The 11,730-nt window shown below is 52.8% G+C and carries 11 protein-coding genes; 9 read left to right on the top strand and 2 right to left on the bottom strand.

The annotated features are described in order from the left end of the window. Positions 1–243: 243 nt before the first annotated feature. Positions 244–1,749, bottom strand: a complete 1,506-nt coding sequence (locus P9L94_00470) for a DEAD/DEAH box helicase (protein MDP8242523.1) — start codon at positions 1,747–1,749, stop codon at positions 244–246. A gap of 140 nt (positions 1,750–1,889) precedes the next feature. On the opposite strand from P9L94_00470, the gene P9L94_00475 reads away from it, so the two are divergent. From P9L94_00475 to P9L94_00515, 9 genes are all read left to right on the top strand, one after another. Beyond that, complete coding sequence (locus P9L94_00475) at positions 1,890–2,846, top strand: sugar phosphate isomerase/epimerase family protein (protein ID MDP8242524.1); 957 nt, start codon at positions 1,890–1,892, stop codon at positions 2,844–2,846. A gap of 81 nt (positions 2,847–2,927) precedes the next feature. Next, positions 2,928–3,467 carry an HAD family hydrolase gene (locus tag P9L94_00480; protein MDP8242525.1) on the top strand — a complete coding sequence of 180 codons (540 nt, stop codon included), beginning with the start codon at positions 2,928–2,930 and terminating at the stop codon, positions 3,465–3,467. Next, positions 3,464–4,432 (top strand): D-glycero-beta-D-manno-heptose-7-phosphate kinase, encoded by a 969-nt coding sequence (gene rfaE1 / locus P9L94_00485; protein MDP8242526.1) that lies wholly within the window; start codon positions 3,464–3,466, stop codon positions 4,430–4,432. The genes P9L94_00480 and rfaE1 overlap by 4 nt, the downstream gene beginning before the upstream one ends. Positions 4,433–4,435: 3 nt before the next feature. Further along, positions 4,436–4,603 (top strand): hypothetical protein, encoded by a 168-nt coding sequence (locus P9L94_00490; GenBank protein ID MDP8242527.1) that lies wholly within the window; start codon positions 4,436–4,438, stop codon positions 4,601–4,603. A gap of 24 nt (positions 4,604–4,627) precedes the next feature. Further along, positions 4,628–5,524: a dihydrodipicolinate synthase family protein gene (locus tag P9L94_00495; GenBank protein ID MDP8242528.1), complete on the top strand. Its 897-nt coding sequence runs from the start codon at positions 4,628–4,630 to the stop codon at positions 5,522–5,524. Continuing rightward, the gene (locus P9L94_00500; GenBank protein MDP8242529.1) at positions 5,521–6,876 is read left to right on the top strand and encodes an FGGY family carbohydrate kinase; all 1,356 of its coding nucleotides are present in this window, start codon (positions 5,521–5,523) and stop codon (positions 6,874–6,876) included. Before P9L94_00495 ends, P9L94_00500 begins: the two co-directional genes overlap by 4 nt. A gap of 12 nt (positions 6,877–6,888) precedes the next feature. Further along, positions 6,889–7,764 carry a class II fructose-bisphosphate aldolase gene (locus P9L94_00505; GenBank protein ID MDP8242530.1) on the top strand — a complete coding sequence of 292 codons (876 nt, stop codon included), beginning with the start codon at positions 6,889–6,891 and terminating at the stop codon, positions 7,762–7,764. Between the two features lie 15 nt (positions 7,765–7,779). Further along, a complete protein-coding gene (locus tag P9L94_00510) occupies positions 7,780–8,493 on the top strand; it encodes an HAD family hydrolase (protein ID MDP8242531.1) in 714 nt (237 codons plus the stop codon). Between the two features lie 278 nt (positions 8,494–8,771). Next, positions 8,772–11,489, top strand: a complete 2,718-nt coding sequence (locus tag P9L94_00515) for a hypothetical protein (GenBank protein ID MDP8242532.1) — start codon at positions 8,772–8,774, stop codon at positions 11,487–11,489. Positions 11,490–11,544: 55 nt separating this feature from the next. Here P9L94_00515 and P9L94_00520 read toward each other — a convergent pair whose 3' ends face one another. Then, complete coding sequence (locus tag P9L94_00520) at positions 11,545–11,730, bottom strand: CPXCG motif-containing cysteine-rich protein (GenBank protein MDP8242533.1); 186 nt, start codon at positions 11,728–11,730, stop codon at positions 11,545–11,547.

Consider the following 11,730-nt stretch of genomic DNA (forward strand, 5'->3'; position numbering starts at 1 on the left):
AATTCATCCGGTAATTGAGTACCTAGTATTTATGGATAGCCATAATTTTGTTTCGGAAAACGTGTTCCGGCCTGTCAAAAATTGACAAATCAAATCAGGCATGGATGCAACTCTGGAAGCGCCTGTGCAACAGGGCCTGAAAGCCCGCACTGAAGCGAGCAGAGTTGTACCCGTGCCGCATTCAGCGAAATCTCAATTCAATTTATAAAAAAAGTACTCAGTTTTCGGAAGAACCATAACTTCTTACAACCCGAACGCGGTCTTAAATTCGTGAAACTGGCGGTTGTCTTGCGGGTTGAGCAGCGTGACCGCCTTGCCGGAGGCGCCGGCGCGGGCGGTGCGGCCAATGCGGTGAATGTGGTCTTCGGGCGACATGGCGAGGTCGTAATTGATAATCAGCGCTACGCCTTCGATATCCAAACCGCGCGAGGCGACGTCGGTGCCAACCAGAATGTTGTAGCGTCCCTGCTTAAACATCTCGACGGCGCGTAAGCGGTCAGCCTGGTCGATATCGCCGTGGATGCGGGTGGCGTGATAATTGTCGCGCTTGAGGCGCTGGCAAAGTTTTTCGGTTTCGCGCTTGGTGGCGACAAAGACGATGATGGGGCCTTTTTCTTTGTCGAGTTCCTGACGCAGACGCTTGTCTTTTTCTTCTAAGTTCCTAACGCGAACAATTTCCTGATGCACGGATTTCAGCGGCGTCAGGTCGGGCGCGCCCACATCAATGAACACTGGGTCTTTGAGTTGGACAACGCGCATCTTTTGAATTTCTTCGACCAGCGTGGCGGAGAACAATAGCACCTGAGGCTTCTCGTAAAAGCAAGCGAAAATATCTTTGATCTGCGGCATGAAGCCCATGTCGAGCATACGGTCCGCTTCATCCAGAACGATGATTTCCGCGCAATCTATACGAAAGCGTCCACGCGACTGGATGTCGAGCAGGCGCCCCGGCGTGGCGATCAAAATATCGGGCGATTCTTTTAACTGGACGATCTGGTCGAGGATGTGGTCGCCGCCGTAGATCGCAATGGATTTCAATTTGGTATCAACGATTAAACGGTCGATCACTTCCGTGATCTGCACCGCCAATTCGCGGGTCGGCGCGACGATGAGTCCGCGCAGCCCTTTGCCGGGCTTGTCTTTCAGCAGTTGAACCATGGGCAGCGCAAAGGCGAGCGTCTTGCCGCTGCCGGTTTGGGCGCGGCCTACAACATCGTGTCCCTTTAATATCTGTGGGATGGCGCAGCCTTGAATCGGCGTGGTTTCGTCGAAGCCTTGTTTTTTGATGTTCTCTAAAATTTCCGGCGACAACCCGAGCGTATCGAATGGAACGCGCCATTCGCTGAGGTCGACGAGCGCTTCATGCTCGCCGTCATGCGAGGGGCCGGGCGCGATGATGGTTTCCGGCTCGCCAACAAGAGGTTCGCTGGGAGCGGGCTGGTTTCGGGTTGCTCTTCCCGGCGCTGGCTTACTGGGTTCTTTCGGTAAGCGATTGAGCGTTTCCGGCTCGGCATCAGCGGCGACAAGAATGCGGTCTTCTATTTCACATTCATTTAAAAGTTCAATCGCTTTCGGCTGAAAGCGCTCGTTTTTGAGCCAAACATACGCGGTTTGGTCAGACGCGTTGGAATTTTTTTCCAACAGAACCCGTTTGCTATGGATGCGGTTTCCGTCTAAAAGCGCCGTAAATAGCGCTTCCGTGAAGTGTGAAGGAATATTTTGAATTGTTATGGCAGGCGTCATAGGCATGAATTGGTAGGGATACTTTCATTTAAGATATCCTTAAATGTAGCCATCGCAATGCCGCCGTCAAGCCATTGCGCCTAGACCCGGCGCATTGTCCTGTTTACATTGTTGCTGTCAGACCCTGATCTTTGGAGGATATTCAGATGACTATTTCGATTTCTCGTCGTCATTTTTCAACCTTGGCGGTCGCGGCGGCGGGGGCTGCGGTTGGCCTGGCGAAGCCGTCTTATGCGAAAGAAGGCGTCAAAATGTTTCCGAATTTAGGCATGGGGCATTTGCGGGTTTCGGGCGATATGAAAAAATCGGTGGAATACGCCATCGAATTCGGCTACGGCGGCGTGAACCCCAGCGTGGGCGAACTGGCCGCGATGAGTGATGCGGAGCGCGATGAGTTTGTTATGATGATGAAGGCCCACCAGATTCAATGGGGCGCCAGCGGATTGCCAACCGATTTTCGTAAAGATGATGAGACCTTTAAAAAGGGCATCCAAGCATTGCCCAAACAAGCGAAGGTGTTGCAAGACGCAGGCGTCACCCGCGTTGCGACCTGGATCATGCCGCGCCATAACGAATTGACCTATAGACAAAATTTTAGGCAACACCGCAACCGCCTGCGCGAAGCCGCCGTTATCCTGAAAGATCACGGCATGCGCCTCGGCCTGGAATTCGTCGGCCCGCAAACCATGCTGGTTGGCGAGCGCTACCCGTTCATTCATACCCAGAAAGAAATGTTGGAACTCTGCGACGCCATCGGGACGGGCAACATGGGCTTGCTGTTCGACTCGTGGCATTGGCACTCGTCCGGCGGTACGGTGGATGAGGCGAAGCAACTGACCAATGATCTGGTCGTGAATGTCCATGTCAACGATGCGCCCAAGGGCGTTGCCCGCGAAGCGTTGATCGACATGAAGCGCGAATTGCCTTGCACGACAGGCTCGATTGATATGAAAGGCTTTATCAACGCATTATATGCGATGGGGTATGACGGCCCGGTGACAGTGGAGCCGTTCAACCAGCCGCTGTGGGAGATGGACGACCGCGACGCGCTGAAAGCCACCAAGGATTCACTCGACCGCGTGTTTGGGTTGATTGAGGTCTAACCCGAAAATGAAACGTGAAACGATGCGCCCTCGTCGATCTGCGGGGGCGTTTTTTGTTTGAAACATGAAAGAGCAAATAAAATGAAAAAACCAACTCTTTTTCTAGACCGCGACGGCACCCTGATCACTGATGTTGGATATCCCAAAAGCCCCGATTTGGTCGAACCGGTTCCCGGCGCGGTCGAAGCGATGCAAACGCTGGCGAAGATGGGCTATCAACTGATTGTTATCAGCAACCAGTCGGGCGTGGGGCGGGGCATTATTTCGCCGGAAGAAGCCAAGAGCGTCCACGACCGTTTTATTGAATTGTTTAAGGAGCAGGGCATTGAGTTTCAGGATGTCTATTATTGTCCTCATGCGCCCGAAGAAGACTGTGAATGCCGAAAGCCATCGCCGTATATGCTGTATCAGGCCGACCAGGACCACGGCGTTGATTTTTCAAAATCCTACATGGTCGGCGACCGCTTGGGCGACGTGCAAACGGGGAAAAACGCCGGGTGTCGCGCTATCCTGTTCATGAGCCAATATGTGGACGATCCCGGCGACCTGCCGGACGCCGTGGTTGACGGCTGGGAACAGGCTCTCCCCATTTTAGTGAAGGCTTGGAAAGAGAATTCGTGAAACAACTTGAAACGCTGCTTGAACGGTTTGTTGGATTAAATGTTTTAATCATTGGCGATGTCATGCTGGATGAATACATCTGGGGCGATGTGGACCGCATTTCACCAGAAGCGCCTGTTCCCGTGGTGGATATCCACCAACGCACCTGGGCGCCCGGCGGCGCCGCCAACGCTGCGGCGAATATTCAAAGCCTGGGCGGCCGCGCAATGTTGTGCGGCGCGACCGGGGCGGATTACCAAAGCGAAAAACTGCGCGAACAATTGCAAGAACACAATGTGGGAATTGCAGGTCTTACCGCAGTTCAAGGCCGTCCGACCACCACTAAGACGCGCATCATTGCGCGCGGGCAACAGATGGTGCGAGTTGATTCTGAATCGCGCCAACCATTGCCGGTTGATTCAGAAAACCGTCTGGTGGAATTTATTGAATCGGCGATGAAAATGTACGACGCCTGTATTTTGTCGGACTATAACAAGGGCGTTTTGTCTGAGCGCTTATCTCAAACGGCGATTCAGGCGGCGCTCAAAGCAGGCAAGCCGGTTGTAGTTGACCCCAAGGGCGTTGATTACAAAAAATATTGCAACGCCACGGTCATTAAACCCAACACCAGCGAAGTTGAAGAAGCCATCGGGCGCCCGGTTGAAGGTGAAGCGGATTTATTGCAAGCCGGACAAAAAATTCTAAATGTGGTTGGTGAAAGCGCGTTGTTAGTGACGCGCGGCGCCGATGGAATGACTCTGTTTCAACATGGCCAGATTGAACAGCATATCCCTACGATGGCGCGTACCGTCTACGATGTAACTGGCGCGGGCGATACGGTTGTGAGCGCACTGGCGATGGCGCTGGCCTCAGGCGCAAACTTGTTGGACGGCGCTCATTTGGCCAATCATGCGGCAGGCGTTGTAGTCGGCAAAGTCGGTACGGCTACGGTATCGTTAGACGACCTGCGTTTAGGAAAGGATTAGGCCATGCCAAAGTTGATCGAGTCGCCCACCCGCGTTGAAGCGGCGGGCAACAAACCAAAACGTATTGATGAATACATTGGCCGCGTCAATTCCCAGACCGACGGCGCCGAGTGCATCGCTGTATGTTTGCCTGCATTTTCCATGGATACCGTCCATCGCGACGAGTCGTAATTTCCTCACCCGGAGAGAGCAACAATGACCAATTACGCTGAGATGCTGCAGGGCGTGTTTCTCCCCATCACCACGCCCTTCAAAGACGACATGAGCGTGAATTTCGGCGCTCTCAAAGTCAATGTACATCTCTATGCAAAATCGGGCGTACAGGGGTTTCTCGCCCTGGGTAGCAACGGCGAAAATCGTTGTCTGACCGAAGACGAAAAACGACGCGTACTCGAAACCATTCTCGAATACAAACACCCCGACCAGACCGTGATGACGGGGTGTATTTATGACAGCACCCCGCAGACCATCGAGTTTATGGAATTCGCCCGGTCGGCGGGCAGCCACTTCGCGACGCTGCTGACGCCGTCGTATTTTCGCAAACAAATGACCCACGATGTGTTAGTCAATTATTTTACCGAATGCGCCGGGGCGGTGGAGATTCCCGTCTTGTTATATAACGCGCCTGGGTTTACTGGCGTGACCTTGGAGTTTGACACCGTCAGCGAACTGTCGAAGCATCCAAACATCGTTGGCATGAAAGACAGCGCCTCTAGCGGCATCGAAAAATTTTGTGAACTGAACGGCCCCGATTTCTGCGTGATGCCGGGATCGGCTAATTTTTTCTACGACGCGATTTTGCTCGGCTCGCCCGGCGGCGTCATTAGTTTGGCGAATGTTCTTCCTGAAGCGGGATTAAAGTTGTACGAATTCGCCAAGCAGGGCGACTCGCCCGAAGGGCGCGCGTTTCACGAACGCATGAAATCCGCCAATAAAAAAATCAGCGGGACGTACGGCGTCTCCGGCGTTAAGGCGGCGATGGATATATGCGGCAAAGCGGGAGAATGGCCGCGCAAACCTCTGATGCGCCTCGAAGGCGATGACCGCGAAGCCGTAAAGCAAGCGCTGATTGAATCGGGCCTGTTGCCATGACGCTGGTCCTCGCCGTTGATGCGGGAACCACCGGGATGAAAGCCGCCCTGGTACGCGACGGGCGCGAGGTGGTTACTCAACATGAACTCTCTTACCCTCTCAACATACGCGGCGTTGAAATAGATATCGACCCCCAACATTGGTGGGACGGTTTTTTAACCTGCTGCGCCAATCTTGGGCCGCAACGCAACGAAGTCCAAGCGATTGCTTTTTCGGTTTCGACGCCGGGCGCGATGGCGTTTGATGCAGACGGCGCTCCTCTCACCCCTGCGGTTGTGTTCATGGACGGGCGCAGCGGCGCACAGGCGCAATACATTCGTGACGAGATCGGCGAAGAGTTCTTACTCGAACAAACAAGCAACCTGCCTGTATCCGGCGGCTGTACGGCTTCAACCATGATGTGGTGGAAGGACAAGCAGCCGGACGCCTACAATCAAGCCGCCATGTTTGGACATACCAACACGTTTTTATGCAAACGCTTAACGGGCGCTTGGGGCATGGACCCTTCGACGGCGTCATTGACCGCGCTCTACAATACAACAGTCAATGATAAAACCTGGAACGCTGCGATTGCCGAAGACTTGGGCGTTCCACTCGAAAAACTGCCGCCGATCGTTGATAGTTGGGAGCCAGTCGGCGAGCTACTTCCATGTTGGGCGCAAGAAACTGGATTGCCTGCGGGAACCCCGGTGTTAATGGGCGGCAACGACGCCATGTGCGCGGCGCTAACTGGCGGCGTGACCCATGAAGGCGCGGTGATGGACGTCTGCGGCACCTGCGAAATCATTTGCGTGGGGCTGGCGCAGGCGCTGCCGGGCCGGCAATACAATGTGCGCTGCCATGTCATACCAGGGCTTTGGTCAACGCTGTATGTTCTCAATACCGGCGGCAAGGCGCTGGAGTGGTTTCATCAAACTTTCTGTTCAGAAATGCCAGCGGAAGCGTTTTATCAAGACTTTGTTCCAAATGCAATAGAGAGTTACTTCGCGGCAGGCCGGGTTTGGAACCTGCCGGACTATGAGGTCTATCTCGCAGGCGACCGCTACAGCACGGAGCCGAAGTCTGCGGCGTTGTCAAAATTGCAATTACAAACCACCCGCGAAATGCTATTAATGTCGATCATTCGCGGCAACAATCAATATATGGCGCTTCATTTGAATGAAATGCGAAAGCGCGTCAAACTTTCGTGCAACGTCCATCTCACCGGCGGGGGATTGTCGCAGGCGATGATCCGTTGTAAAAGAGAATGGATGGGCGAATATGAATACCGCCTGTGCGAAAATTCTTCGATGATGGGCGCCGCCCAACTCGCGCATTACGCCGTCTCGGGCGAAGCGCTTTGGAATGACTAAAGGGGTCGCATTATGCCGTTAATCAGTATGAAACCGATGCTCGCGGTGGCGCGAGAAGAAGGCTACGCCGTCGGCGCATTCAACGCGGTTGACTATCTCTCTTGTAAGGCGGTCATTCAAGCCGCCGAGAAACTCAACGCGCCAGTCATTATTCAGACCTCCGTCAAGACGGTGAAATTCTGGGGGCATTCTGCGGTTGTGTCCTGGATGAAAAACCTGGCGGAGCATTCACCGATTCCCGTGGCGTTGCATCTCGACCATTGCAAAGACGTGGGCTTCATCCAGCAGTGCATCGACGCGGGCTGGACCTCGGTGATGATCGACGCCTCGTCGCTTCCGTATGAAGAAAACCTGGCGATGACCGAAGAGGTTGTGCGACGCGCCTCGGCGAAGAACATCGGCGTCGAAGCGGAACTGGGCGAAATCGGCGGAGTGGAAGAAGACATCATCGTCGCCGAAGAAGACGCCCACTTGGCGGACCCCGACAAAGCAATTGCCTTTTGCGAGAAAGTCTCGCTGGCGGTATTCGCGCCTGCAATAGGCACTGCCCACGGCGTCTATAAAGGCAAGCCAAAAATCGCCTTCGACCGCTTAGAGAAAATTTCCAGCGCGACCCCGACGCCATTGGCGCTTCACGGCGGTACGGGATTGTCTGACGAGGTTTTCAAGCGCTGCATTTCATTGGGATGCTCAAAAGTGAATATCTCAACAGAACTCAAACATGTGTTCATCGAAAGTTTCGTCGATTTCCATTTGCAAAATAAAATCTTTGAGCCGCTCAAGCCGTTGGACGCCCAACTGGACGCTATCGAATCGGCGATGGCGGCGCATATCGTGCGCTTTGGCGGCGAAGGACGCGCGTCAAAAGACGCAGTGAAATATCAATAAGTTGGAGAATTTAGAATGCTGCAAGCGTTAATTTTTGATTGCGACGGAGTGCTCGTCGATACCGAACGCGACGGTCATCGCGTTGCGTTTAATCAAGCGTTTCAAGAAAAAGGTTTGCCTATCGAGTGGGACGCCGCGTTATATGGCGAACTTTTGCGGGTTGGCGGCGGCAAAGAACGCATGCGCCATTTTTTTGATTCGCAGGGTTGGCCCGGCGGCGTCGAAGACCGTGACGCGTTTATTCTTGAGATGCACAAACTCAAGACCGCGCGTTTTATGCAAATCATCGAAAGCGGGCAATTGCCGTTGCGCCCCGGTGTGAAGCGCATCGTCGATGAAGCCATCGCGGCGGGCGTGACTCTGGCGGTGTGTTCGACCTCGAATGAGAAAGCGGTGAACGCCGTCGTCGACGTGATGCTTGGCGCTGAGCGAAAAGCCAAGTTTGCGGGAATTTTTGCTGGCGATATGGCAAAGATGAAAAAGCCGGATCCCGAAATTTATCATTTAGCCAAAACGAAATTGAATCTTGATCCCGCAAAATGCATGGTAATTGAAGACAGCCGCAACGGGTTGCTAGCCGCCAAAGCCGCTGACATGAATTGTCTCGTGACGAAGAGTTGCTATACCCATGAAGAAGATTTCAGCGAAGCCGATGCGGTATTTAATGAATTGGGCGATTCGCCGAATATCAACGTAGCGATTGAAAACATCCAAGAACTTGTTCGTTAATCGTTACATATCACTACTTATACGTATGATATTATCCCCTCAAAATTGTGAATCTGTGTATCCTGCCAAATATTTCTTAGATTACATCAATCAATTATAAATGCAAGAAAACTTGACATTTTTCGTTGCGGAGAAGCCGTTTGTGGAAAATTATGATGCGGTTTTATGTATAAAACCACTTGGTTTTTTCGAGTTTATGCTATAGTCCCAGAGTGCGCTTCCTATGAATTCTACATAAATCCCAATCGAATTGACGGCATGTAGTGAAAGGAACTCAAATGAAGTTTTTATCGAGAGATTTATGCGGGTATTTTATAATGGTTGCAGCCCTGCTTGCTATCAATTCGGCGGCGTATGCAGATTGGCGGATCATGCCGGACGGAAAAATCCATGATGACTATCAAGCGCCAACCTGCGCGACTTGCGACTACCTGCATGAACAAGAAGCGCGCCTGCGCCAGGGCAAAAAGCCGATTGTTGACGAGCGCTTCGTCCCTAAAGATTATTGGTCAAAACAACAACTCGCGACGCCAACCGACGTTTGGCAATGGCCTGAAGAATACACATATATTAACGACAACCGCACTGACTCTGACGGCGATGGGTTGTTGGAGTGTCGGTATACCATCAATTTTTCTGATTTTTCATCCGTCGGCGGGTATTCGCAATCAGAGATCAATGATTTCGTTGGAGAATTTGACCGCTGCGTCGAGATGTGGAACGACTTACTAGAACATGTCGGGTTAGAGCTCAAAGAAGTCAACGACGGCAGCCATCACATTACCGTCGAAGCGAATGCCGATTCGGATATCGGTTCATCCGTCGGGCTAGCGACGCTCTTCGGCGCCTGGGATTCCGACAGCGCCATCTGTAAGTTTCGTAGTTCCTATACGCGCTTTCTCGCTGCGCGTTCCTATATGGATGATACTTCCGAAGCCTTTGCCGTTCGCCCGCCGGGCAATCCGTTTGTCGCCGTCTATCCTCTCTCTGTCTTTCGCGGAGTGGATGGCAACTCGACCTTTTCGCGCAGTTCCTTGATTGCAACGATGCTGCATGAAGTCGGTCACTTGATGGGGCTTCGCCATCCTTTTGATGCGTTGAACATTCTTGAAAACGGCGAAGGTTCCAGCTATCAAATCAATTGGCTCGACTGGCCCACGGTCGGCAACCCGCCGCCAAGCGCGCCGTCGCACATCATCGCCAATGAAGACTACCTGCAAACCGGATGGAGCCGCGGGCTGATTAACACATTTATGACCTATGACGACGGCGATTCGTACACGGTGTATCTCGATATGCCGCCTCACGTGAAAGCATTCGTCGCCCATTATTATGGCATCTTTGACCCGGCGTCCGCCCAGCCATTGTTAGACGAAGCCATCAGCGAACAGTTGCAATTTTCGCCTTTGGCGCGCGGCGAAATGGCGTTGGAACGCGAAAACAACGATTCCCCGGGAGACGCTCAGCCCCTTGATGTTGGACGCCCGGTTTTAGGGGCGCTATCGTGGCATTCTCCAGTTACGGGAGATAGGCAAGAGAGTTTGCAAGACCAGGAGGATTGGTACGCGTTCAATGTAAACGCAAGCGACGTTGGGCGCACTCTAGTCGCAGAACTCTCGATTGGTTCCGTATTTCGCCAGAATTTCACTTCGACCTTTAACGGCGTGACCTTTGTCGGCGACGCGGAAATTCACATCATTGATCCGTCTGGCAACGAGACGGTCAGTTTTGACGATGAATTTCCATTTGAAACATTAGAGACCCTTGAAGCGGGAACCTATTTCATTGGCGTCACGGGTTCGTCAAACGACTCCAGGCCGACTTACAAAGATTATGTGTTGACGGTTTCGTACGACGACGGTTTGCCTTCCAGCGATCCGACGTTTACACCGACGCCCTCGCCAACGGTATTTTCAGTTGTTGGAACCCCGGTCCCGTTTCAGTATGAGTTTGACCTCGCGGTAGAAAATGTGTATGTAATCGACGGCAGTGGGGATTTCAATAGTTCTGCGATTGATGACATCCAAGCGCGCCAAAATATTAAGTTCGTTGCTAAAGTGAGAAATATTGGTAAAAAGGATATCCCCAATTACACCATTGAGTGTTGGGTGAATGGCGACCGTTTTACTACAGGGCAAATGCCAAGCGCTTTGCCGCCCAATTCTTCTCAAATTTGGACATCACAAGACACCAACAGCCTGAACAACGGCATTCATACGGTCGAGTGGCGGGTCATTCCCGGTGCGGACGATAATTCTGCGAACGATTCAATCACGCATACATTCGCGGTTGGAAACGCCGTGCTTCCGACGGATACGCCGACGCCTGCGCCGCCAACCAATACGCCCGTTCCACCGACGCCGACGCCCGTGCCGCCAACGAACACGCCGTTGGTCTTACCGACATCAACGCCGACGATTCCGGCTTCTGGTGGATTGCAACCCTTGGTTGAATATAACTTCGACCAAGCAACGCTGGCGGCGAACGGCTGGTCTGAATTGCCGGGTGGATTTACTGGCGCTGTCGCCGGTCAGTTCGCGATGACGGCGCTTTCACCGCAAATTCTTCCGCAATCCTCAGACGGCTTGGGGCTGGCGATTCGTGTTGCGCCCGGCGATGTTGGCTTCATGTTTTCTTCGCAGGCGGTTGATGGCGGGGGAGACCCGTTGTTAATCCGCGCCCTGATGCGGGCTGATTTTCCCAATGCCTCGGTTGCGATCGGCGCCTTACGCGGCGGGTTAACGGTGGCAGGTTCATTCGATGGTTCAATTGCGCTCAACTTCCCAACCACGGCGCAGCAACTGGTTGATGGTTCCACCTGGATGAGCATTGTTTACCAACCCGACCAGGGAACCATTATCAATCCAATCTTACAGGTCGCGAATTCCGGCGCTGCGGGTGATCCGAACGTAACGGTGTTTGTTGATAAAATTGAAATATACCGATTGGCAAAAGGCAGTTCATCGCTGGCTGATTTGCTGCGAACTGAACCATAAACGATACGTGAAATCATTGATGCAAAAGAGCGCGGTCACAAGCCGCGCTCTTTTTTTATTCATCTAGCGTATTGGCTTCAAATGAGACAACGTGGTCGTGTTCGATTTGAAAATCAATCTGAATGGGGCGGCAGCAGACCTCACAGTCTTCGACATACGATTGAACATCAACCGAGAGGTCAATCACTGCGCTGATGCGCTGCCAGCAGTAGGGGCATGTATATTCAAATTCTTCTTGCAT

Origin of the sequence: Candidatus Hinthialibacter antarcticus, assembly GCA_030765645.1 — a bacterium.
GTDB classification, from domain to species: Bacteria; Hinthialibacterota; Hinthialibacteria; order Hinthialibacterales; family Hinthialibacteraceae; genus Hinthialibacter; species Hinthialibacter antarcticus.